The 24,801-nt window shown below is 37.2% G+C and carries 20 protein-coding genes; 14 read left to right on the forward strand and 6 right to left on the reverse strand.

Annotated features, from left to right (window positions below; genetic code table 11):
- Window positions 1–42: 42 nt before the first annotated feature.
- Window positions 43–711 carry an FAD-binding oxidoreductase gene (locus tag LVD47_RS03710; RefSeq protein ID WP_236974196.1) on the reverse strand — a complete coding sequence of 223 codons (669 nt, stop codon included), beginning with the start codon at window positions 709–711 and terminating at the stop codon, window positions 43–45.
- A 148-nt stretch (window positions 712–859) separates the two neighbouring features.
- On the opposite strand from LVD47_RS03710, the gene LVD47_RS03715 reads away from it, so the two are divergent.
- Both LVD47_RS03715 and LVD47_RS03720 read left to right on the forward strand, forming a co-directional pair.
- On the forward strand, window positions 860–1,366 hold the full coding sequence (locus tag LVD47_RS03715; RefSeq protein WP_236974197.1) for a cupin domain-containing protein: 507 nt from the start codon (window positions 860–862) through the stop codon (window positions 1,364–1,366).
- The gene (locus LVD47_RS03720) at window positions 1,363–2,211 is read left to right on the forward strand and encodes a GNAT family N-acetyltransferase (protein WP_236974198.1); all 849 of its coding nucleotides are present in this window, start codon (window positions 1,363–1,365) and stop codon (window positions 2,209–2,211) included. The genes LVD47_RS03715 and LVD47_RS03720 overlap by 4 nt, the downstream gene beginning before the upstream one ends.
- A 23-nt stretch (window positions 2,212–2,234) precedes the next feature.
- On the opposite strand, the gene LVD47_RS03725 is transcribed toward LVD47_RS03720, so the two are convergent.
- The gene (locus LVD47_RS03725; protein ID WP_236974199.1) at window positions 2,235–2,777 is read right to left on the reverse strand and encodes an RNA polymerase sigma factor; all 543 of its coding nucleotides are present in this window, start codon (window positions 2,775–2,777) and stop codon (window positions 2,235–2,237) included.
- A 461-nt stretch (window positions 2,778–3,238) separates the two neighbouring features.
- Between LVD47_RS03725 and LVD47_RS03730 the strand changes: the two genes are divergently transcribed.
- The 4 genes from LVD47_RS03730 to LVD47_RS03745 all read left to right on the forward strand — a co-directional run bounded on the left by LVD47_RS03730 (window position 3,239) and on the right by LVD47_RS03745 (window position 10,926).
- The gene (locus tag LVD47_RS03730) at window positions 3,239–4,216 is read left to right on the forward strand and encodes a FecR family protein (protein WP_236974200.1); all 978 of its coding nucleotides are present in this window, start codon (window positions 3,239–3,241) and stop codon (window positions 4,214–4,216) included.
- 113 nt (window positions 4,217–4,329) lie between these two features.
- Window positions 4,330–8,082 (forward strand): SusC/RagA family TonB-linked outer membrane protein, encoded by a 3,753-nt coding sequence (locus LVD47_RS03735; RefSeq protein WP_236974201.1) that lies wholly within the window; start codon window positions 4,330–4,332, stop codon window positions 8,080–8,082.
- An 18-nt stretch (window positions 8,083–8,100) separates the two neighbouring features.
- Window positions 8,101–9,774, forward strand: coding sequence for a SusD/RagB family nutrient-binding outer membrane lipoprotein (locus tag LVD47_RS03740; protein WP_236974202.1), 1,674 nt, complete (start codon window positions 8,101–8,103; stop codon window positions 9,772–9,774).
- Window positions 9,775–9,888: 114 nt separating this feature from the next.
- Entirely contained in the window at window positions 9,889–10,926 is a 1,038-nt protein-coding gene (locus LVD47_RS03745) for a dihydrodipicolinate synthase family protein (RefSeq protein ID WP_236974203.1), read from the forward strand.
- Between the two features lie 148 nt (window positions 10,927–11,074).
- Here the strand turns inward: LVD47_RS03745 and LVD47_RS03750 are convergent, their stop codons facing one another.
- Window positions 11,075–11,230 carry a hypothetical protein gene (locus LVD47_RS03750; protein ID WP_236974204.1) on the reverse strand — a complete coding sequence of 52 codons (156 nt, stop codon included), beginning with the start codon at window positions 11,228–11,230 and terminating at the stop codon, window positions 11,075–11,077.
- A gap of 490 nt (window positions 11,231–11,720) precedes the next feature.
- Between LVD47_RS03750 and LVD47_RS03755 the strand changes: the two genes are divergently transcribed.
- From LVD47_RS03755 to LVD47_RS03790, 8 genes are all read left to right on the forward strand, one after another.
- The gene (locus LVD47_RS03755; RefSeq protein ID WP_236974205.1) at window positions 11,721–12,305 is read left to right on the forward strand and encodes a helix-turn-helix domain-containing protein; all 585 of its coding nucleotides are present in this window, start codon (window positions 11,721–11,723) and stop codon (window positions 12,303–12,305) included.
- 833 nt (window positions 12,306–13,138) lie between these two features.
- The gene (locus LVD47_RS03760; protein ID WP_236974206.1) at window positions 13,139–14,125 is read left to right on the forward strand and encodes a metallophosphoesterase family protein; all 987 of its coding nucleotides are present in this window, start codon (window positions 13,139–13,141) and stop codon (window positions 14,123–14,125) included.
- Window positions 14,126–14,233: 108 nt separating this feature from the next.
- The gene (phnA, locus tag LVD47_RS03765) at window positions 14,234–15,445 is read left to right on the forward strand and encodes a phosphonoacetate hydrolase (RefSeq protein ID WP_236974207.1); all 1,212 of its coding nucleotides are present in this window, start codon (window positions 14,234–14,236) and stop codon (window positions 15,443–15,445) included.
- An 11-nt stretch (window positions 15,446–15,456) separates the two neighbouring features.
- Complete coding sequence (locus LVD47_RS03770; RefSeq protein WP_236974208.1) at window positions 15,457–16,884, forward strand: aldehyde dehydrogenase family protein; 1,428 nt, start codon at window positions 15,457–15,459, stop codon at window positions 16,882–16,884.
- Between the two features lie 47 nt (window positions 16,885–16,931).
- Window positions 16,932–18,011, forward strand: coding sequence for a zinc-binding dehydrogenase (locus tag LVD47_RS03775; protein WP_236974209.1), 1,080 nt, complete (start codon window positions 16,932–16,934; stop codon window positions 18,009–18,011).
- 58 nt (window positions 18,012–18,069) lie between these two features.
- On the forward strand, window positions 18,070–18,486 hold the full coding sequence (locus LVD47_RS03780) for an MFS transporter (RefSeq protein ID WP_236974210.1): 417 nt from the start codon (window positions 18,070–18,072) through the stop codon (window positions 18,484–18,486).
- Window positions 18,487–19,799: 1,313 nt separating this feature from the next.
- Window positions 19,800–21,095, forward strand: coding sequence for a DUF5690 family protein (locus LVD47_RS03785; protein WP_236974211.1), 1,296 nt, complete (start codon window positions 19,800–19,802; stop codon window positions 21,093–21,095).
- Window positions 21,096–21,107: 12 nt separating this feature from the next.
- Window positions 21,108–21,998 carry an alkaline phosphatase family protein gene (locus tag LVD47_RS03790; protein ID WP_236974212.1) on the forward strand — a complete coding sequence of 297 codons (891 nt, stop codon included), beginning with the start codon at window positions 21,108–21,110 and terminating at the stop codon, window positions 21,996–21,998.
- 45 nt (window positions 21,999–22,043) lie between these two features.
- On the opposite strand, the gene LVD47_RS03795 is transcribed toward LVD47_RS03790, so the two are convergent.
- The 3 genes from LVD47_RS03795 to LVD47_RS03805 form a co-directional block, all read right to left on the reverse strand.
- Entirely contained in the window at window positions 22,044–22,766 is a 723-nt protein-coding gene (locus LVD47_RS03795) for a sugar-binding protein (protein ID WP_236974213.1), read from the reverse strand.
- A 206-nt stretch (window positions 22,767–22,972) separates the two neighbouring features.
- Window positions 22,973–23,212, reverse strand: coding sequence for a hypothetical protein (locus tag LVD47_RS03800; RefSeq protein ID WP_236974214.1), 240 nt, complete (start codon window positions 23,210–23,212; stop codon window positions 22,973–22,975).
- Window positions 23,213–23,357: 145 nt separating this feature from the next.
- A complete protein-coding gene (locus LVD47_RS03805; protein WP_236974215.1) occupies window positions 23,358–24,722 on the reverse strand; it encodes a purple acid phosphatase family protein in 1,365 nt (454 codons plus the stop codon).
- Window positions 24,723–24,801 lie beyond the last annotated feature (79 nt).

Here is a 24,801-nt window from a genome sequence, read left to right on the forward strand (position 1 = left end):
GCCAATGTTTCAGCATTCTGCATCTTCATCGAATTCAAAAAACTATATTTCAACGGTAATGACATTTTCGCCTGCTCCTAATTCATTTAATGCTTTTTTAATGTCTTTGACCATTGCATCAGGGCCACAAATATAGAATTCCTGATCGAAGGAATGGAGTTTGGTTTCAAGATAGGCTTTGTCAATTAGGCTGTGATCAAAACCTTCTTTTTCTTCGTCGGTTAAAGTGTTGATAAAGCGGTCGCCCAACAGTGATTCAAATTCCTTTCTAAGTATGATATCTTTCTCTGTTTTATTGGAAAATAGTAGTTGATTGTTCCCTATTATATTTTCTTTTTTTAATTGCCTGAATATGGCAATAAAGGGAGTTACGCCAGCCCCTCCTGCTATAAAAGTTCCTTCACCTTTATATTTTATAGCACCCCATACATCGTGGATGATTAATTCATCTCCTCTTCGAAGACTGTCAATATGTTTGGTAACGCCATTGTGATCATCATAGATTTTTATAGTAAATTCCAAAAAAGGATCACTATTGAGGCATGTAAAAGTAAAAGGGCGTTTTTCGTCTTTCCAATCCGGGTGGTTAATAGCTACTTCAGTAGCCTGACCAGGTATAAATTCATACCCCTCCGGCTTCTCAATTTTAAAACTTTTTACGTCATGTGTTATTCTCTCTACCTGAAGTATTCTTACGATATGTTTATCCATTGGTCACTGGTTTGATTTTGTATTTGATCTCTATTCCTTGTTATTACCAACAAGTATTGGGCGAAATTTGTTTGGAGTAAAATGTTTATTACATTATATGTGTTCGTAATTCTTAAGAAATAGGTTGAGTTTTTATAAATTGCTGAACATGGATACAGCTGCTCAAATTATTGAAAAGTTTGACTTGAAACCTCATCCGGAAGGAGGGTTTTACAAACAGACTTATAAGGCTTCTAATATAATTAGTGAAAGAAATTTAGGCGCTGAATTTGCTGGTAGTCGTTATTTTTGCACCGGTATCTATTACTTATTGGAAAAAGGTTCTTTTTCTGCTTTTCACAGAATTAAGCAGGATGAAATTTGGCATTTTTATAAGGGATGTGCAATTGAATTACATATGATATCTCCAAAAGGAAGATATTCCAATGTTAATATTGGAAATGACATTAGAAATGGAGAGGTTCCCCAGTTTGTTGTTCCGGCCCATTATTGGTTTGCTGCAAATTTAGTAGAAGGGGGGATATATTCACTTGTAGGATGTACGGTTTCCCCGGGGTTTGATTTCAGAGATTTTGAAATAGGTGATCGGGGAGAATTGATTCGACAATTTCCGGATTTTAAAAATATTATTCTCAAATTAACGAAAGAGAAATGAAAGATTATCAAATTCGCAGGATGACCAGCCAAGAAATGGCATCTACTTGCATAGAATGGGCATACAATGAAGGATGGAATCCAGGATTAGGTGATGGAGAATGTTTTTATAATGCAGATCCCAATGGATTTTTTGCGGGAATTTTAAATGGTGAAATTATTGCGACTATTTCAGCAGTGGCTTACGACCAATCTTTTGGCTTTATAGGTTTTTATATTGTCAAACCTGAGTTTAGGGGACTGGGATATGGAAAGAGATTATGGGATAAGGCAATATCTTATTTGTCTACACAGAATATTGGACTTGATGGGGTTCTTGAACAGCAGGATAATTACAAAAAGTCGGGGTTTAAATTAGCGTATAAAAATGTGAGATATAAAGGAATTTCCCAAAAAAGTCAATTATATAGTAAGCAATTAATCCCTTATGATGTAAATTATTTTGATTTATTGTGTGAATTTGATAGAATGTTTTTTCCCGTTGATAGAAAAAGGTTTATAAAAGATTGGACTGAACAACCAAATTCCACAACATGGATAGTATTAGAGGATGGCAATATTCAGGGGTATGTCACGATGAGGAAGTGCAGAGAGGGGTATAAAATCGGCCCATTATTTGCCAGAAAACATGAGACAGCCCTTGGTCTATTGAAAACCTGTTTTGGATTTCCTAATAATGGATCATCAATTTATTTAGATGTGCCAGAAGTAAACCAATTGGGAATAAAACTAGCTTTGCAATTTGATATGGAGCCTGTATTCGGTACGGCAAGAATGTATACTCTTGAGCCCCCAAAAGTAAATTTAAAGGGGATTTACGGAGTCACAACTTTTGAATTGGGATAGACCAAATGTATTCGTATCTACCGCTAGGTAAATAGTAGTCCAATTACCCCTAATCCGTACATTACTTCCGGACTAATTAGTTTTTTCAAGTTTTTTCTTGCTTCTGCTATATGGTTTTTTACAGTGAAATATGAAATGCCCAAACATTCCGCAATGTCACTCATTGTTTGTCCCTGCTGGCGGTACATAATAAAAATAGTTTTCTGGCGAGGCGGAAGTTGATCCAAAGCATCGTCCAGGACTGTCTTGTAATGAGCATGGTGAATGGATTTTTCAACCGGATTTGACCATCCTTCCTTCAGCGTTTTCCTGTAATCTAATTCATGTGAAGCTTTGCGAAAATGATCAATTACCAAATTTCGGGTCATTAGATAGATATAATTGCTTTTATCTTCTATTTGTCGAAATCTTTTGGCTCTAAGACAGATCTTTAGAAATACCTCTTGTGTAATATCTTTGGCTAATTCTCGATTGCCCAGATTTTTTAAGACAAAGGCAAAAACTTTGTCATTGTACTGATGAAAAATATTTTCGAGATCATCAGGAGTTTTGAATTTAGACCTCATACCTAATCCTATTATTTATTCCACTTTATATCTCTAAAGTAAAATTAATTTTAACAAAATTATAATGTGCTAATATTAATTTATTGTTACTTGAATTATAACCAGAGAGGTAAATTCAGAATTATATAACATGGAAGTTAAGTGTTTTCTAAGGGCGTAGTATGCTTTTAGAATAATATTTTGTTTTTGAATTAAAGTCAATGTGATTAAATAAGTATCAAAAAAAGACAAAAAAATACAACAATATAATGGGGCCTACGGTAGGCTGTAGGCTTGAGATCTGTCTCTTTGATAATACCTTTATGATATGGAGTGGGGGCATTTTTACGCTGAGGTAAGATAGGAAAGTAAATTACAATTCATAAACACATGTTAAAAGGTAATGAAGAATATTTAAAATTTTTTCTCCTGAACTAGTCCGTTTTTTATTTACAACCGTTTCACAAATACAACAGGAACGAATGAAAGATTTGGATAAACTAAAAATATTATATCGTAAATATCTCTCCCGAGAAGTAACATCAGAGGAATATGACCAGTTATTCGATGCATTGAAAGATATTCGTAACCTTAAAGCACTTAAAGAAGAAATGGGTGACGAGTGGGAAAAATTGGATGAGGAAAGGTCCCCCGTTGCCTGGATGGATATAGAAGAAGCATATTTGAATAATAGAGGTAAGAAAGGAGGGTTTGACACTAATTGGAAATGGGGTATAGGAATTGCGGCATCCATTTCAATAATTATTGTTGCTTTGATGTGGAAGGGGAGGTCAGGTGATGACTTTCTGGTTTATGAAACGGGGTTTGCGGAAGTAGAAGAAATAGTATTGGATGATGGTTCTGTAATCACACTAAATGCCAATTCAAAGTTGGAATGGGCGAAAGACTGGAAAGATAACAACAGAAGGAAAGTGTTTTTATCGGGAGAAGCATTTTTTGATGTGGTATCCATCTACGAAGGAAATGATACTACCAAAACTCCTTTTATAGTAGAAACACATGATTTATCAATTCGCGTGGTGGGAACAGCCTTTAATGTGAAAAGCAGGGGTGATCAAACCGATGTGTATCTTGACGAAGGAAGCGTGGAGCTAGGCTTGCATGAAAGAACCGATACCTCCGTATTTATGATACCGGGTCAGCTGTTGAGTTATTCGGTAGCTACTACTCAGTTGGTTGAAGGTAATGGGAATATTGATCAAAGTGCTTCCTGGAAGGATGGATCATTTCAATATACCAGCAAGAAACTTGATTACATTTTGACAAGCATTGAAGATATTTATGGAAAAGAGTTTGAAATTACTGATATGGATCTCCTGAATCGAAAGTATTCAGCTGTATTCCCTTATTCGGATTGGGAGGTTGTGAAGAAATCAATAGAATTATTGACAGGCGTAGATTTAGAAGAGAAACAAGGAATAATTAAAATTAAAAAGTAAAAACGAAGACCGGTCTTCATTGGCCGTGATCCCGGTCTTTCGTTGGTAATTGTAAATCATTAATCTTCCTGGAAGAATTAATTGTCTTCCGGGGAAAATTAAATCACACAAACATGAAATTAAATTTTTTACCTAGAAAAAAGAAAATTCCGGGACTTCAATTATTTCGGGATCTTTCACGAAGACGAAATGCCATGGTCTTTTGTATTGCTGTTTTTGCAATGATTTTTCAGGTTCCTGCAATAGGGGCTAAAGAAAATTCGAATGTTGAGAAGGTTCTTCTGGCAGAAGCACTTCATGAATTGAGTAAAGATTTTAAGGTGTTTTTTAGCTATGATGAATCATCAATCAAAGATGTAAAAGTCGTGTATGAACCTGTAAAATATTCGTCTGTAGAACAGGCAGTTGAGACATTATTACAGGGGACCTCTATTAAGTATAAGATATTTGATAATCGATACGTAATCTTATACGAGGAGAACCAAAGGGCTATTCAATCACTAAAAGGAATGGTGAAGCATCTCGAGGATGTGATTAGTAATCAAGACAAAACCGTTCCGGTCCGGGAAAAAGTGACACCCGTACCTCTCTTACATCCTGCGCTCCAAAAGCAAATTAAAAAATTGGATATAAATATATCCGGAAAAGTCACAGATTCGGAAGGAGAACCTCTAATTGGGGTTAATATTCAGGAAAAAGGTGCTAATCGAGGTACTTCAACAGATTTAGATGGAAATTTCACCTTAGAAAACATCAATGAGAATGCGACATTAGTATTTTCTTATATCGGATATCAGACCAAAGAAGTGGTGGTTAATGGAAAAACATCATTTAATGTAATACTGGAAACCGATGCTTTTGGCCTGGATGAAGTAGTTGTTACGGCCTTGGGTATTACCCGTGACAAAAAGGCGCTCGGTTATTCGGTCGGAGAAGTTGACGGGGAGGAATTAAATACCACGCCCCAGGTTGGTGTGCTCAATTCAATGCAAGGGAAAGTAGCAGGTGTTCAGATAGAACAGACCTATGGTGTTAAAGGTTCATCTGTGAACATGGTTATCAGAGGGGCGTCATCACTTAATTCAGACAATCAACCTTTATTTGTGATTGATGGTGTTCCGATCTATAATTCAAAGGATAATCTTTTTAATCAAGCTGATTTAGGAAATGCGATTGGAGATTTGAATACAGATGATGTAGAATCAATTTCTATTTTGAAAGGTCCGAGTGCAGCCGCCCTTTATGGCTCACGGGCTGCTAATGGTGTAGTACTTATTACCACAAAATCAGGAACAGGTCAGAAAGCAGGCTTAGGGGTAAGTTTTAATTCCTCTTTTGTAGCAGACCTTCCATATAGATATCTTCCAGTTCAGAATGAATATGCTTCAGGTCAAAATGGGGCATATGTTTTTCAAAATGATGCTTACGAATTTTGGGGGCCAAAATTAAACAACGGCTTCATTGCTCAACAAAGAAATCAGGATAGTCCCAGTGAATTGGTTTCACATGAAAACAATATTAATCGCCAGCAGGATTTTTATCAAAATGGTTGGACGGTAGCGAATAATGTCGGTATCAGTGGGAATTATGAAAAAGCCAATTTCCGTGTTTCTTTAGGGAATTTTGATAATACGGGGATTTTACCAAATGTAGACTTGAAAAAGTACAATATTGGTATCAATGGAACGATGAATCTGACAGATAATTTGGACGTTACTATAATGAGCTCAATCAATCAATCGAGTTCAGATAATCGACCGAATACAGACAAATCTTTCCGAACGCCAACCAGAGCCATTTTAACTATTGGATCACAAGTGGATATGGAACCTTATCTTAATCCTGAAACTTGGTGGATGCCAGGTCAAACGGGAATCGTACAACGGAGATGGAAAGAGAGATGGAATAATCCTTACTTGATGCAAGAGTTGGCTACAACTGCATTTGATCGAACACAAGTATTAAATAAGTTGGAAATGAGTTGGGAGTTCATAGACAACTTACGCTTTACCGCAAAATATATGAGAAGTCAATCCAATCAAAGAGCGACCAATCGGAGGCCATGGGATACGGTTGATGCAGTGAAAGGGAATTTTGATATTCAAAATTCAAGTTTTGTTGAGCAAAATTGGGAAGGACTTTTATCTTATAATCAAACTATTTTAAGTGACTTCGATATTAGTACCAACCTAGGTGGTAACCTTCGAACCAATAATATTGAAAACATTCAAAACTCAACTACCAATTTGGTTATTCCAGGGTTGTATACTATTTCTAATGGAGGTCCAGGTTCGGTGATTTACAATAACTTTTTGAGTGAAAAGAAAGTAAATAGTGTTTTTGGACAAGCTTCTATTGGCTATAAAAGAATGATATATCTAGATTTAACTGCGAGAAATGACTGGTCCAGTACACTTCCCAAAGAAAATCGATCATACTTTTATCCATCGGCTTCACTTAGTATGATTCTAAGTGATATGGTTTCCTTGCCTGACTGGGTATCTTTAGCCAAACTGCGCGCAGGATATGCTCAGGTAGGTAATGACGTAGATCCCTATCAGCTTCAAAGATATTTTAACTTTGGAGAGGACTGGGGCGATGTTAAACGTGCCTCTTTATCTAAAACTGCTAAAAATGCACAACTAAAACCAGAAATAGCAACATCAATAGAATATGGAGTTGACTTATCACTTTTTGATAACAGGTTATCTTTAGATGGTACTTATTATGTTGTGGAAAATAGAAATCAGGTTCTTGGCATTAATACACCCATTACATCTGGTGCAAGCAGCAAACTTATAAATGCTGGTTTGGTAAAGAGTCAAGGTTGGGATGTTTCCCTAAATGCCACTCTTATTCGGGAGAGTAACTTTACTTTTGATTTAGGATTGAATTTCACCAGAAATAGAACGAGCATTATAGAACTTGCTGAAGGCATTGAATATTTTGGATATACACAAGGGTACGGATATTATTATACTTATCCAGGTGACGAAGTAGGATCTATTTACCAACGGCCTTTCTTCAAAGTGGAGGATGTTAATTCTGAGTATTATGGACATGCTATTATAGGTCCTGATGGAAAACCTGCTAGAGATCCAGACCTTACGAACCTTGAAAAAATCGGAAACTACAATCCTGATTTTTTAATGGGAATACGTCCCTTTCTACAATTTAAGAACTTTAGTGCTACAGCAGTTTTTGACTGGAGAGCAGGAGGACAATTTTATTCTGAGACTTTGAGACAGGGCAAAAATGATGGAAGGTTCCCAGACTACATTAATGGTAGTGCAGATTACGACCCTAATGGGGATATAGCACAGCAAATTAGAGACAATCCCGAAAAATATATAAATGAATGGATAGGTGGACGTGATGCAGAAGATGGTGGTTTTGTTTGGCAAGATGAGCAGAAAAGAGAGCAAAGAAGTTTTATAAACGCGTCAGGACAAAGAGTTTATGTGGATGATGCTAGTTTTGCAGTCGGAGTAAAAGTGGATGAGGATGGTAATTATGTTGAAAATTTTGGTGGTCCTGGTACTCATTGGTTGGATCCTTATAATGCGCAAAAGGGTGTTGACAGGTATCTGGCTTCAGCCAACCTTTTCAGCTCTACTTATGTAAAAATGAGAGAATTGTCATTTATGTATAAATTTCCCAAAACTATAGTAGATAGGTTGAAATTGCAAAATCTCTCTGTATCCTTACTTGGTCAAAATTTGTTTGTCTGGACTCAACACGACGTATTTATTGACCCGGAAACGGCATATGTCAATAGCGGTGATACTAAACGAGCGGGATATGAATTCTATTCTGTAATTCCTTATACCCGTAGTTTTGGTGTGAAGTTAAATGTTGAGTTTTAACCACAATAAATAATAAATATGAAGAATATAATAAAAATAATAGTATCTATTGCATTTATATCTTTTCTAAACTCATGTAGTGATTTTGATGAAATCAATGAGAGTCCGAATGATGTAAGTGAATTGTCTCCCAACTTTTTAATGTCCACTAATACTCGAAATGTAGCAAATTTATATAGTGAATTCGGCTACTGGGGTTCGAGAGTTCCTTCCCTCATGCAGTATTACCAAGTGGGAGACAGCTATAAGGCGGATGAATTAAATGCCTTATTATGGGAACCGGGAGAAAGTAGTCCCTGGGAATCTATTTATTCAAGTTTAGTAGATGTTCAAGCAATGTCTGATCTCAGTAAAGAAGAGGGAAACGTTTTTCTTGAGGCTGTAGCATTAGTTTATAGAGCTATATTAATTGATTTGGTATCAAAAATATATGGTGACGCCCCATTTTCGGAAATAAACCAACTGGATGAAGGTCTAGTATTTCCAAAATATGATTCGCAGAAAGAAATCTATGAAACCTTGTTGGTTGATTTGAAGACAGCAAAAAATATGATCGAAGGAATCCCAGGATCGGAGGTTCCCGTATTGGATGGTTACGATTTGTTGTATGATGGAGACAAATCCAAGTGGGTGAAGTTCGTAAATTCCTTGAGAATCAGAATGTGTTTATTACTAAACAATAAAAAAGGGGAGTTAGGAATAAATCTAGACTCAGAATTTCAAGATGCAGCGCAGAATGTTTTTACCAGTAGTGAAGATAATGCAAGGTTAGAATATATTGGAAATTCTGAAGGAACTTCCTTTCGAGGAGGACCGTTTCGAGCTTCAGAATTAACGTATGCTCGAAGAATGGGGAATGGCTTTCTAAACCTCTTACGCGATCGAAACGACCCGAGATTGTATAGATGGTTACGACCTGTAGAAAATCATTGGGTTAGAGGTCTTGCTGAAGCGACAACCATTCAACATACGGATCCTTTAGGTCAAACATTCCCTATTAATAATTTGCCATATCCGGACGGTTTTGATGATTTGGATACAAGTTTGTATGTTGGTTTACCTATTGGTAGTGCACAAACATTTATCACATACAATGCCGGTGGTGATGGTTCAGTGGAGCCTAAAACAAGCCCGTATGTAAGTAGATTGAGTGAAATTTATTTCCAAAATGCAAATGATTTAGTTGCCATGGAAATTATCACTTATTCTGAAGTTGAATTTATTTTGGCAGAAGCTGGCGCTATTGGAGCATTTGGAGTTAGTGATGCTGAAAGTCATTATAAAATGGCCATAGAAGCATCTATGGTTGAATGGGAAATATTTGATGATTATGTTGGAGGTTTTGATTTTGATGGATATTATAACCAAGAATCGGTTGACCTAAGCAAATCCGATAACGTACATAAGACCGTAATGACTCAAAAGTATATTTCAATGTTTTTTAGACCCGAACCTTGGTTCGATTGGCGCAGAACGGGGTATCCAGATCTTGAAAGACCAGTTGATTCAGATCAGCCGGTGTTGCCAATTAGGTATCACTATGACACACCTAATCCTCCGGATCCTCAATATATTGAAGAATATAGTAAAGCCGTTGAAAATTTGGAAAGAACGGAATATGCGAATACTTCATCAAATGATGATATCCGTTCTAAGATGTGGTTGTTACAGGGAACAGATAAGCCTTATTAAAAACTACAGAATTACGACCTGAAAAATAGTATAAAAGGTATTTGTCAGACTCCGTCATTGTAGAATGCAAATACCGGTTTTTGGGAATCAGTACTAAATAATTAAATTTAAATTATGAGTTCTATAGAACGCAGAAAGTTTATTAAGATAGCAGCAATTTCAGGTGCTGGACTTTTGACAGGCAGTGCATATGCTACTTCCTCCTATTTCAATAATTCCAAGGATAAAATACAGGAGTTGCCAGGGGGAGCTTATGCCGTTATGATGACGCCATTTACAAAAGATCTAAAAATTGATTATCCTGCACTTAAAGAATTAATTAATTGGTATGAGAGAGCGGGAATTCGAGGATTCTTTGCCAATTGTGCCTCAAGTGAAATGTATGATTTATCTCCTGAAGAGCGATTAAACTTGACTCGTTTTGTAGTAGAAAATAGTAAAGTTCCGGTACTTTCTACCGGAACTTTTTCTGATGATGTACGTGAAAATGCCTCCTTTATAAAAAAAATCCATGATACCGGCGTAGATGGTGTAGTGATTATTACAAGTGTGATTGTAGGGAAAGATGCAAGTGACCAGGATTTTGCCAACTCTATTATGGAATTAGTTAATGAAACGGAAGGAATTCCCCTGGGTATATACGAATGCCCAAGCCCGTATAAACGATTGGTTTCGCCGGAATTACTTGGTAAAATATCGGATACAGGCCGTTTTATTTACTTAAAAGATACTTCCTGTGATGCAGAAACTGTCCGTCAAAAAATAAAAGCGTGTAAAGGTTCAAAGTTGGGATTGTACAATGCTCATACTCCGGATATTCTGGATTCTTTGCGTCACGACGGTGCAGGTTCTTCTACTATTGCAAGTAATTATTACCCGGAGTTGTATGCATATTTGTGCAAAAATGCTAATAAAAAAGGAAAAAAGGAAGAGGTAGAATTAGTTAATGATTTTATTCTTCGGAATGAGAAAGTTATTGGGAAAAAATATAAGATTAGTGCCAAATACTTTATGAAAATAAGAGGCCTGCCTGTCAATGTAAATAGCAGGACTTATAATGGGGCTTTAGACGATTCAGATGAAAAGAGGCTGCAAAATTTGTGGTCCGAACTTCAAATGCTAGCGGAAAAAGTAAATATTACGTTAGCTTAGAATAAGAATATACACAATTCAGTAATACGGGTTTTATAAAAGCAAAATATCTTCCTTCATCTGGGCATTAAAATGTAGGATTATGGCGCTGGCTACAATATTTGATTTAGGATTTGAAAGAATTGAAAATCTATTGTAAGACCGCTTTTTAAATTTTATTAGATACCTGAGCGATACGAATGGGTAAATTTCTAAATGGAGAAGTAGGTTGTTCCATCTTTCCCGGTATGAGGGATCCGGAGTCTTTCCACTGCCGAAAACTGACGGGATCAGTTTCCCTTTCCAGTATACCTCCTGCACCCATCTATTGAGGATTCAATTGAACTTTCCTGCATTTAATTGAGATATGCAAGGTAAATGATCATTGCAAATTTGCTTTTTCCCTTGATCTTGTTGGATATTAAGTGTTTCATCCCACCCAATGTCTCTATAAAACAGTAATATTCTTTCCAAAATATACTCTATTTGTCTCACTAAGTATTTGCTCCACAGCATGGAATTGTTCCTTTTTTAATGAGGTTGAATCCAATATATTCATCAAATTCTTGTTATTAGGCCATTGATATATTGAAATTAAAATGTTCATCTTGGAGAAGAATTCATTCCCTCTATAAAGAGCTGACTTTAGAGGATTTTATATTATAATAGAGCTTAAATTTGGTTCTATTTTCAAGTAGAGGGGGAAGATTTATTATTGCAATTACAATACCACCCATTGTGGATATCCTTTTCTATTGAACTAAGAATAAAATTTTTGTGAAAAAAAATACCTTTGTACCGGAATCTTTAAGTATATGAAATCTACAGAATATGTAACTCTTCAAATTGGAAATAAACTGCGGCAAATCCGAAAAGAAAAAAACTTTAATCTTTCTGAATTGAGTGCCCGCAGTTCTGTAAGTATTCCTATGCTTTCAAAGATTGAGAATGGTAGGTTAATACCTACATTGCCTACTTTACTTCAAATGTTGAGGGCCCTTCAGGTAGATTTAAATGAGTTTTTTCAAGATATTAATTCCGATTCGGACTTTCCCGGATATTTTATGATTAAAGGAGATAGCTTGGAAAGGATTGAAAAAGAAGAAAACACTGTGGGTTTTGAATATTCATTTATTTTTTCAGAAGTCCTGGAAAGGTCTTCCATGGAAATATCCCACTTACTTTTAATGCCGGGAGCACAACGAGAAAAATTGACAACTGCCGGAATGGAATATGTTTATCTGCTAAGGGGTGAAATAGAATTCGATCTGGATGGGAATACATTTAGCATGGCTGAAGGAGACTCGATTTTTTTTGACGGGAATATTCCTCATGTTCCGACCAACTCCGGCCTTGGACCAGCTGAACTTCTTGTATTCTATTTCATCACCATGAACTGAATCCTCAATTGAGGTATCAAGGCAGTATGAATAAGTCAGTTTGGATGGAAAAATTACCATACTATAGTACCAAATATAATATTCAATGCTCATTGAGTTGTAAATGAGTTCGTTGAGTATATTCCAAATAGCTCTTGGTTGTCCAAAATTCGTGGGGAATGACTGCATCTCTTGCCTTCTCCTTACAAAATATCCTATTCGATTAAATTGTGATTACTAAGTAAAGGAAGGGATGAACCAAGTTATCCATTTAGTATTATTGTCACCTCGAATGCAAAGAAGAATTGTAATCTAAAATAGATCAATAGGTATACTTTTAGATGGAGACATCAGAATGTCCAGGACTTACCCTGTCACTTGGGGGATGGGTGCCACCTTGACTATTTGATTCATTCAGAGCTTTTCCTTTTGGAAGGCGGTTTTCTTGTCACGCAGGTTTTAACTCCATTAGAACGGTTTACCCTTCCTGCATTGGAATATTCAACGGCAAATTTCTGCTGTTGTATATGGATAAATGAAAAAGTCACTGCTGAAAATTCAATTTTCCTAATGGTTTTTTTTTAATTCCGTATCCTGAAATCCCCTGTCCGAGAATCAGACACATGTATCCTGCAGAATGTTGATGGAGAAAGTGACATTGATTATATAATACGTGAAAGGAGGTGCGGGAGATGAATTTAAATTGTAAAAGACCCCGGATTCTGGAACCGTAATTATTCAATCGGGTGTTTTCACAAAAAGAAAAAATATTTCTCAATATGAAAATTAATAAGAAATTATATCTTTGAAAATATTAAAAACCGGGCTTTTGAACCTTCGTACAAATAGAATATATGAATCGTAGAAACTTTTTAAAAAAATCATTGATAGCCAGTGGAGTTATTACTGTTCCATTCTCTCCTAATTTGTCGCTTTCAGTTATAAACAATCCTATTTCTTTAGGATTTATTGCTGACTTACATCATGATATTATGCATGATGGTTTTCGTCGGTTAGAAGGTTTTTTACAGGCATCGGAAAAAACAAAACCCGATGCTATTATTCAAATGGGTGATTTTGCCTACCCTAATAAGGATAATTTAGATGTAATTAATGCATTTAATCAAGCGCACATAAATAGTTTGCATGTCGTTGGAAATCATGATACAGATAATGGACATACCCTTTCACAATGTATCGATATATGGGGTATACCCCACCGGTATTATAGCTATGTCGTAGATCGTATTAAAATATTAGTATTGGATGGCAATGATAAGGGAAGCCCTACATATAAAGGTGGTTATCCCTCGTATATTGGGGAAGAGCAACTTTCCTGGATGGTAAAAGAGTTGGAGAGTACTTCATTGCCGGTCATTATTGTTTCACATCAGCCATTGGCGGGGTATATATCAGTGGATAACGCAGTCCAAATTCAGAATCTATTATCAGTTCATAAGGATAAAATCCTGTTTGCTATTAATGGCCATAGCCATATTGATCACCTTTTATGCGTAAAAGACGTCTATTATTTTCACGTAAATTCAGCTTCATATTACTGGGTAGGCGGAAATTATAAGCATGAGAGCTATCCGGCGGAAATTCATGTAGAGAATCCCTGGATTGAATATACCTGTCCTTATCAGGATGAGCTATTTACATTTATAACCATTAACCCCCAAAAACAGCACATTGAGATAACTGCAAAAAAAAGTAATTGGGTACATCAGTCTCCAGTAGATATAGGATATGTAAATGATGAATTGGAGGTAGGTAAGGAGATATGTCCAGAGATAAGGGAGCGAAAGTTTTGGAAATTTGATGGGTGTCCTGAGCCCTAACCTCAGCGGCAATAAGTATTGTCTTTAGATTTTACGGAAGTGTAATCGGATACTAAAAACATACTGGTTTGAATTGGCAACAAACAGATTATCGTAATATAAATAGCAATGAAAGTAAACAACCGCAATTATCCAGAGACTAAAAATACCATTATTGGTATTTGTATGGACGGCACTTCCTATCCATATTATGAAGCAGCAAAAGAAGTAATGCCGAATCTGCAACGGTTTATAAAAAAGGGGGATATGGGTATGGTCAAAAGTGTAATTCCCTCATTTACCAATCCTAATAATATGGCCATAGTTACCGGTGTGCCACCAATAGAAAACGGTATTTGTGGAAATTTTTACTGGGATAAAGATCTTCACGAAGAAGTGATGATGAATGATCCTAAATATTTGAAAGTTCCAACGATTTTGGGAACTCTAAGTCAAAATGGCCGTAAAGTGGCGGTCGTAACAGCCAAAGACAAACTGCGGAAAATGTTGGCATACAATCTAAACGGAATTTGTTTTTCCGCAGAGTTCGCCAATCAGGCAACCATGAAAGAGCATGGTATTGAAAATGTGGAACAAGGTCTGATGGGGAAGGAAAGGCCCGGAATTTATGATCCTGACATTTCAGTCTATTGTATCGAAGCAGGGGTGAAATTATTACAGAAAGAACATTTCGACGTTATGTACCTGACTACTACCGATTTTGTACAACACAAATATGCGCCTGGTGATCCGGAAGCAAATGATTTCCTTTCAAAGATTGATTATTGGTTGGGTGAATTGGATAAATTAGGTGCGCTGATAGGTGTTACAGCAGATCACGGCATGCAAGCCAAAACAAATGAAGAGGGGGCCCCTAAGATTCAGTTTATAGAGGAGTTGTTAAATGAACAAGGTATAAAGTCTAGAGTAATACTGCCGATTGCAGATCCCTATGTAGTTCATCATGGTGCACTTGGAGGTTATGGAACACTATATCTTGAAGATCGGTTACAATTGAACAGAGCTAAAAATTATTTATTGAACCTGGACGGTATTGAGACGGTATTGACGAACGAAGAGGCTGCAAAGAAGTATGAGCTTCCTGCGGACCGCATCGGTGACTTGGTAGTACTTTCCGATGCGTCCACGACTATAGGAAGGACTCCTGATTGGCACGATCTTGATAAAGTGAAAGTTGGCCTGCGTTCGCACGGCAGTGAGAATTCGCAGGTTGTACCTATGATTTTTAATAAAAAACTCAATCCAATATACAGTGCGAAACTCGCATCCGGAAAGGTAAGGAACTTCGATTTATTCGATTTTTTAAGCAATGGATTTTAAAGATATGATGCATGATTGAATTTGGAAGTATTATCAATGGGAAGCAGATAAAGAACGATCAATGGATTAATGTATATAATCCTTATACAAAGAAAAAGGTGGGAAGGGTTTCATCTATTAATCCGAAAACTCTTGATTCTGTTTTGACTGACACCAAAAAAACAAAGATTACACTTACCCGGCATGAGCGGTATGAAATATTAAACAAAATTGCTACCGCCCTGGAAAATAGGGTGGAGGAGGTAAGTAAAATGATAACTGATGAAACGGGGCTTTGTCTAAAGGATACTCGTTATGAAGCCAGTCGAGTATCAGATGTATTGCGATTTTCTGCTATGAAGACCTTGGATGATGATTCTCAGGTCTTCCCTTGTGATGTATCTAAGAATGGAAAGCAGAGGAGAATTTATACTACACGCGTTCCGGTGGGGTTGATCAGTGCCATTACCCCTTTTAATCATCCAATGAACCAGGTAGTACACAAAATTGCACCGGCTATAGCTACTAATAATACTGTCGTGCTAAAACCTTCGGAAAAAACCCCATTGTCAGCGTATTATTTTGCACAACTGGCACTTGATTGTGGTCTTCCGCCGAATATGTTGAATGTAGTGAATGGATTGGATGTAGAATCAACTGCAGAGATGATGACAATCCATCCGGATATTGCGATGGTATCATTTACCGGAGGAAGTAAGGTCGGAAAAACTATTGCTTCCCGGGTAGGATACAAGAAAGTAGTGCTTGAACTTGGGGGAAGTTCTGCATTATTGATATTGGATGATGCGGATATTGAAGAAGCTATAGAGGTGACTATGGCAGGTATATTTAAGAACTCTGCTCAGCGTTGTTCTGCCATTCGAAGAATTCTGGTTCACGAGAGTCTTGCAGATAGGTATGCTACAAAACTTACAGAAAAAGTAAAATCCATACGCTATGGAGATCCCTATAATCAGGATATTGATATGGGCACGGTGATTAGTGAAGAGGCTGCTATGGAAATGGAGTCCAGGGTCCAGGATGCTATTTCAAAAGGTGCAGTTTGTCTTACCGGAAATATAAGGGAAGGTGCCCTTTTTGCCCCCACTGTACTAGATCATGTAGAGAACTCCTACGAGCTTGTTGCCAGGGAGACCTTTGGACCTGTTGCTCCGATAATAAGATTCAAAACCCTGGATGAAGCAATAGATATTGCCAATGATACACCTTACGGTTTGACCGGGGGGGTAGTAAGTAATCACTGGCCTTCTATTCAACGTGTGATTACAGAACTTGATACGGGAACTGTGAATGTAAATGAAGCACCTAGTTATCGATTAGAATGGACACCGTTTGGTGGAGTAAAAGATTCTGGATTGGGATATAAGGAAGGGGTAATAGAAGCCATGAAAGGATATACAAATATAAAAACCTATTCATTGCCCTGGGATATTGCCTAAATCCTGTTCGCTCCCTTCTTTTCAAAATCCAAAAATGCATCTAAATAATGTCCAATATTAAGAAACATTTTCTACACAGCAGGTACCAGGTATTTGAAGAATCCGGAAAACCTTTTCAATTTGTAGAAAAAGATGTCTTTCTGGATGTGAAACCCGGTGAAGTAGTAGTTAAAATTTTGCAGGCCACTATTTGTGGCTCGGATTTACATACTATCGAAGGGAAAAGAATTGAGAATGTACCGTGCATACTAGGCCACGAGGCTGTGGGCGAAATTGTCGAAATTAGTGGCCGAAAAGGCTTTGCCGTTGGAGATAGGATTACATGGACAATAGCTGATAGTTGTGGACATTGCCCTGCCTGTATTGAGTATGGATTACCAGAAAAGTGCAGTGAGTTGTTTAAATACGGACATGCGTCTTTAGCAAGTGGTACCGGCTTAAACGGTTGTTATGCTTCACATCTTTTTATAAGGAAAGGAACACATATAGTAAAAATTCCGAATGCGGTGACCAATGGAATTGCGGCTCCGGCCAATTGCGCCCTGGCCACTATGGTAAATGCTATAGCTCAATTAAAGTCCAAACCCCGGAGGGTATTAATTCAGGGAGGGGGCTTGCTTGGGATTTACGGATGTGGAATGCTCAAAGAAATGGGTGTACCTCAAATTTTTTGTTCGGAAGTCAATGAAGGAAGGTTTGACCTGATCAGGAGTTTCGGTGCTATTCCCGTTGACACCAGAAATTCAGAAAATGCCGCTAACCTGATCCTTGAGCAAACCAGTGAGGGTGTTGATGCGATATTTGAAGTAGCGGGAGTAAAAGAATTGATTCCGCAGGGCCTGAAATTATTGCGACCTGGTGGAGAATACATCCTGGCCGGTCTTGTACACCCAGATTCTCAATTGAATATTACTGCTGAGCAAATCATAAGAAAGTGCATAAGTATAAAAGGCGTACATAACTATGCTCCCTGGCATTTGGATAAAGCTGTCGCATTTCTTGAACGAAATATATCTGTATTCCCATTTGAAGATCTGGTTAGTCCCCCGTATAAATTAGACAATTTACAAGAGGCTGTTTCTGAAGCTCGGAAGCATAATTGGATGAGGGTCTCCATTAAACCCTAAGTGAAAAAGTACGCCCGACCAAATCGCAGCACAAAAATTCAGGATTATTCAGTAGCGTATGCTACTAGCGGTTATGTTTTGCTATTTGTTTTTTTATACGGGGCGACAAAATTTCGAATGGACAATACCAGGTATTGGAGAGGAATTCCAAATAAGTAAGCAATTGATAGGATGGGACAGGGTTGCTATGTTATGGGCTTATGGTCTCGGACAATTTATAAATGGAAACTTAGCCGATACGGACGGAGCCAGGAAAATGATGGTAATAGGTGGTGTTCTATCTGTTATTATGAACTGGGCCACTAGTTTATCCAATGCCTACTGGATGAATGTTGTTTTCTGGGTATTGAACGGTTTTAGTCCATCATTGGGATGGGCACCCGGAAGTAGATTGATATCAAACTGGCGGGGTGGAAATGAAAGGGGGAAGCCTTTGGTTTTTATGTGTTTGCAGCAGGGTGTTCTTCCATTCTGATTTACTTGCTGTCTATTGTGATGCTTGATGTTTACGAATTCCATTGGAGGGGGCTTTTCCGGCTTCTGGTTTTACTCCTATTGCTAGGTTATATTGTGTTCTATACCAGAGGCCGAAATAAACCCGAAGATTGAGGATTTCCTCCTTTGAAAAACGATAACGATAAAGATTTACACCCTCAAAAAAATTCATCAATTGAAGAAAGCCTGGTTCAACGATATAAGAGTGTTTTCAAAAATAAAAATTTATGTTGGCGTGTATTTCCATTTGATTTCAGAATACTGCCCGGTATGGTCTTTTGGTTTCCCTTATATTATTTAGGTTCCAGGATCAACGATTCCTTCCAATTTGTGGATTGTGTTGGCCTTGCCAGTAGGAATGGCATTAGGTACGGTGTTTTTTGGGTAACTAATTGATGGTGTATTCCTATCCAATCGATCTCGGTCTATTGCTATTTCTTTATGATTGGCAGGTTTTGTAATTCTGGCAGTATTTTTGGTCCCTAAAGAAAATATTCACGGAGGTCTGGTCCTTATGGTCCTGGCATGTTTTCTGGCTTATGGCTCCCAATCATGTTATTCGCCCTTGAGTCCGGATTTATTGGGAGTGGATCGATCAGGGACCTGAGTAGGTGAAATGAATACTTTTGTATATGCTTTTGCTGGCGGGGGCGAACCTTTTATCGGCTATATGGCGGATGTTATACATCAGGATAATATAGTTTTTGCAGTTACTTCTACACTGTGTTTTATCGGTGGAACCATTACTTATTTTGTTAATAGATAAAACGTATCAATGAAGAATGTAATCTTTTGCGCGAGTCTTTTAGTGCTGCTATCTGCTTGATTTGCCTGGCAATTTGGTTAGGCCTGTTTTGAGGAATAAGTATTCCTTGTTGAAAATCAAAATAACTTACTTGAGAGTAATAAGAAAGGTGTTGCCAATGTGTTGTTCTCTAATGGCGAGTATGTTGTAAAAAAGGATTTCCAGGGGAAAATAAATCTCTTGGTGTCCTGACGAGTTGTATTTATATTCAATACCATCCCCCCCCAATAGTTCGGACGTATAAGTTTTTTACTCTTAGTTTTCATTTGATGAAAAATTAAATTTTTTAAAGGTGAATTGATCGATTTTCCCAACTACTTTTTTCACGACAGTCTGGTAAGCCTTTGAGTTGATATTGCCAGGAATTATACAAGTTATTTTGTTGTCTCATTAGGATTTGTAAATGATGTTAAGTTAAACAATTCTTAATGCAGGATATTGTGGAAGCCTCGTTTCTCCCTCTACATTTGTAAACAAATAATTTTCTTATGAAGAAAATGAATAAGCAATTTTTATATTTTACAAATGTACGTCATTCCGTGGTCCTAATAATGATTGCTGCCTTTTTATGTTACACAGGGATGTATGCGGTACGAAAATCTTTCCTTGCTGCCCAGTATGCCGGGACATCCTATGAATTAATTTCAGGAGTTGAATACAAAGTTTTACTTGTGATTAGTCAGGTTTTGGGCTACATGCTTTCGAAATTTGTAGGAATCAAGGTAATCTCCGAAATGTCCTCCAAAAGGAGATCGGTTTGGCTGGTGATTTTAGTAAGTTTTGGATTATTCATGCTGCTTGCATTTTACATTTTACCTCCAGGATGGAAGGTGTTGGCTATGTTTTTAAATGGATTGCCCTTAGGGATGGTATTTGGTATTGTTTTTTCCTATCTGGAGGGAAGGAGAAACACGGAATTACTGGCGGCAGCTCTCAGTACAACATTTATTTTTTCTACCGGATTGGTAAAAAATGTCGGTGTCGTAATGATGAGCGACTTCGGTATTGATGAATTTGCAATGCCGTTTGTAACAGGCCTATTATTTTTTCCACTTTTTCTTCTTTCTGTAATGATATTGAATCGGGTTAAAGGTCCGGATAAAGAAGATAAGATGTATAGAACCGAACGAAATCCGATGAATGGTAAGGAGAGAAAAGAGTTTATTGTTACGTATACGATTGGGTTTGTTGCGTTGATAATCATGTATGTGATATTGACTATTGTCCGTGATTTCAGGGATAACTTTATTGTGGAATTCTGGGCAGAATTAGGATATTCTGAAGAACCCGGGATATTGACATTAACAGAAATACCGATTGCGATATCCGTTGTGATTATAGCAGGCTTAGGTTTTTTAATTAAGAGGAACTTGCTGGCTTTTAACATGGGTATGATAGCTACTATCTTAAGCGCTTTTTTAATCCTTATAACCACGTATTTATTTAAAGCAAATCAGGTAAGTCCGGTATTTTGGATGATTGCTACCGGCACGGGAATTTACTTGCCTTATATTCTTTTTCATTGTCTGATTTTTGAACGATTAATCGCCTTTTTGAAATACAGCGGCAACGTTGGATTTCTATTTTATTCTGCGGATGCATTAGGGTATTTGTTTAGCGTATTGGTTTTACTTATGAAAGAAATCTTCAGTTTTGACAACAGCTGGGTTCATTTTTTAATCGAATTGAATATTAATGCAGCGATTGGGTTAATTTCAGTATCTTTTATAGCATTAGTTTTTTTCAATAAATGGGTATTTTTGCCCAGGAAAGCTATCGCATAAAACTTTTTACATATGAAATCACTTGTGTTCTTTTTGTTAGGGATATTATCATTTTCTTCTTACGGTCAAAGAGTTATAATTATCGGTTTGGACGGGTTGAGTGTTGAAGGGTATAAAACGGCAAAACATCCCAATTTAGATGAATTAATGGATAATGGTATTTTGTCACTTACTACCAGAAGCGTGATGCCTTCAGTCACGTTGCCCAACTGGACTAGCCATTTGACCGGTAGTGGACCCGAACAACACGGTGTAGTGAATAATGAATGGAAAATAGATACCCATACTTTACCTGCGATTGAGGTGGACAATGATGGGTACTATCCTTCCATTTTTAAGGTTTTAAAAGAGCAGTTGCCAAACGTGAAAACGGGGTATTATTACAATTGGGGAAATCTCATTAATCCGATTAATAAAGAATATCTCGACGATGTTTCCTTTTTGGACGAGGACCGGTACATTGAAAATTATACAAAAGCTGTGAAATTTCTGAAGGAGAACCGCAATAACCCAACTTTTGTATTTTTGTATTCAGTGCATACGGACCATGCAGGGCATGAACATGAGTGGATGTCGTCGGAATACATTTTATCAATAGAAGAAGCAGATATTCAAATAGGAAGGGTGATTAATCAATTAAAAGAAGAAGATTTGTTTGATGATAGTCATTTTATTTTAATAACAGATCACGGTGGATTGGGGAGTGGACATGGTGGCGTTAGTGAAAGTGAAATGTTGGTTCCATGGGGTGTATCAGGACCTGGCATTAAAAAGGGGGAGGTACTAAAAATGCCAAATAGCAATGTAAATACATCACTGCTTGTAAGTGAAATTTTTAATTGTAGAGATAATATTCCCGAAAGCTGGGTTGGAAAATTACCCACAGAGGTATTTATAAAATGAGAAATTAAGTGTTGAAACTATCTCGTTATACTGCTGATGTAAAATTCAATTTGGGGGTGTGAAAACCAATTGCCCAAATGATTCGGGTATATGAAAATCCGGTTTATCGGTTTCAGGATCCACCCAGGTAATCCATTTTATTTGACTTTGTAATTGATGGCTGTCCGGTAATAGAATACAATCACCTCTGTAAATTCCAGCTTCTAGTACGTCTTCTCTTAAAAGGCCAAGATCATCCAGGAAAGAAAGCCTGATAACTACTTCCATGATATATCCGTTATCCGTAATTGTTCCGTGGGTGTATAGATGTTCCCTTGGCCAATTCCAATCCTGGTCTATTTTTCTATATAGGCTTGCCTTATAGTCCATGATCTGTCCATTAGGGGCGATCTCCAGACCGTAATAGGGGGTTAATTCTTCATTTTTTCGAAAAAAAATTTCAACCCGGTCTGATTGTCCAATTGCTCTATTTAGGTCACTATGGTTATAAACCAGAAGGTTCTGGTCTTCTATATCATATTTTAAAAAGAGAAATTGTTCGTTGTAAAGTGCTCTGAATGCTGTTTTTTGAGGATGGCTATCATTCCAAGGAGAAGAAAAGTCATTTAGTATATTAGCTTTTGCCCAAAGGTCTTCCGGGACTAACGTATTGATTTCATTCGATTTAAAGGGGGTGGGATGTATAAAATACGTTTTGGGTTGGTTATGATTGCCGACAAAACCGAATAGAAGAATTGATATTGATGAGATTAGTCCAAGTTTTATCATCCGGTTAAATTTTTGATCATAAGGAAAACAGCCTGAGAAAATCTTATGAAAGTGTAATGTATTAAATAAATATTATACGAATGTGACTTTTTACGGTTGGTTACGTCTCAAAAAGTGCTATTGATAATATATTTAGGGTTACTTATTATTAATAGTATCCGGGATCTATTCCCGGATGTTTTTTTCTGATTTCCGAGAATCCTTGGTTAATTAAGTATATAAAAATCCGAAAAGGAGGGTTTAGAATGAGCTTTAATAATGACTTTTTTGGCTTTCAAACTATTAAATACAAAGTCAAAGTTGTTCGTTACTACATCTTTTTCAAGGTCGTGCCGGTCTTTCATATAATGAATAAGGCGGTCTTTAATCGTATCGCGGAATAGTCCTCGGGATGATTTTTTTAATATCTTGATTATAGCAGATTCGTATTCTTTCAAACTTAGCATAGCCGGTAAAATAAGCGGGTATTTTGTAAATAAACTGTTTTAAATTATAAAAAAAAACTTTATCTACAAAATAATTTTTTGGACTTGCGGTGTTGTCCCCGGAACTACATGAAATTATACAAAATTCAGCTCTGACCAAAATGGGCTAATACGTTTTAGACTTTTTCTCTTTATAAGCATCGAATCGATTTTGGAATTCTTTCCAGTCTTCATCGGAAAATCTTTCCTGGTATCTTTGAGGTGGCTGTACATTCTCCTCGATTGCTCTCTCCTGGTGGTCAATAAATATTTTTTGATGATCCCTTTTGATAATTTCAAATTGGTCATACAATTCACCGGTCACGGTATATGAAGCAAAATTGATTTGGTCTGCAGTGACATCGATTATTTGATAAAGTTGGGTACTTGCTGCTCCCCTGTCCATCCATTCGCCCATAGAAAGATTGTACATTTTTGGTCCGCTAACCGAGACTACGTATACAGGGCCTTTTATATTGCGATTTTTCAAACCCACCGGAATATTGCCTCCTCTCCCATATGCATGGTCGTGTCCCTGAAGGACTAGATCAACATCGTATTTTTCAAATAAAGGCTTCAATGCATTCCGGAGATCCGGATTATCCCTTCCATACCCGGATGAATAAATGGGATGGTGAAAGGTAACGATGGTCCATTTTTGATCATTATTTTTTAATACTGATTCTAACCATTGTGGTTGAGGCGAATTTTCTTCCGCTTCAAACATTGCTTGTGTATTTAATGAAATAAATCTACATCCTTGATAATCAAAATAATATACGGATTCTTTCAAACCTTCCGGTCCGTTTTGAGGAAACTCAAATGTCGGTTGCCAAAGGGGGGTGAGGTGGCGATCGCCATTGTCATCTCTATAAAATTCATGATTTCCAGGAGTAGCAATACTGGGTATCATGCCGTATAACCAACCTCCTGCATAGAACCATTCTCCCCATTCAGGGTCGTTGACACCCCGATTGACAAGGTCTCCTGCGTGTAACATAAAGTCAATTTTCTTTCCGTGAAGATTCGCTTGTCTAATAGTTCGGGACCACAGGGATTTTAGATCATTTTGGGCATCGCCAAAATATAAAAATGTAAATGGGTCATTCTTGTCTGACGGTGTTCTGAAGTGAAACCATTCACTCCACCTTTCTTTTTTACCCACCCTATATGCATATAAGGAATCCGGTTCCAGGTCATCCAGTATGGCAGAGAAAAAATGTGCTTTTACCCCGCCATCATCATAAGGATTAATTTTTGCCTCAATGGAAAACTTTTTTCGCGTGAATTCGGGATCGGCTTTTGCAGGCGCTATTTCTACTATTCCAGAATCAATATTCGCACTTACTCTCCAGGTTACCGCAGGTGTAGCGTCTTGTTTGCCGAACGTCAAATTAATACGATCCGGATATTCTGTGGGCAGAAATTCCTGGGCTTTTGCAGATAGCGAAAACAATAATATAAAACTCACCAAAAGTCGAAAGTTACACATAGTTTAATTGGTTCATTATTTTAAATGCTTAAAGGTAAAAAATACTGAGAAGGATACAGAAGTACTATTTTGTTAATTG

Origin of the sequence: Membranihabitans maritimus (genome assembly GCF_021729145.1) — a bacterium.
Lineage (GTDB): Bacteria > Bacteroidota > Bacteroidia > Chitinophagales > Saprospiraceae > Membranihabitans > Membranihabitans maritimus.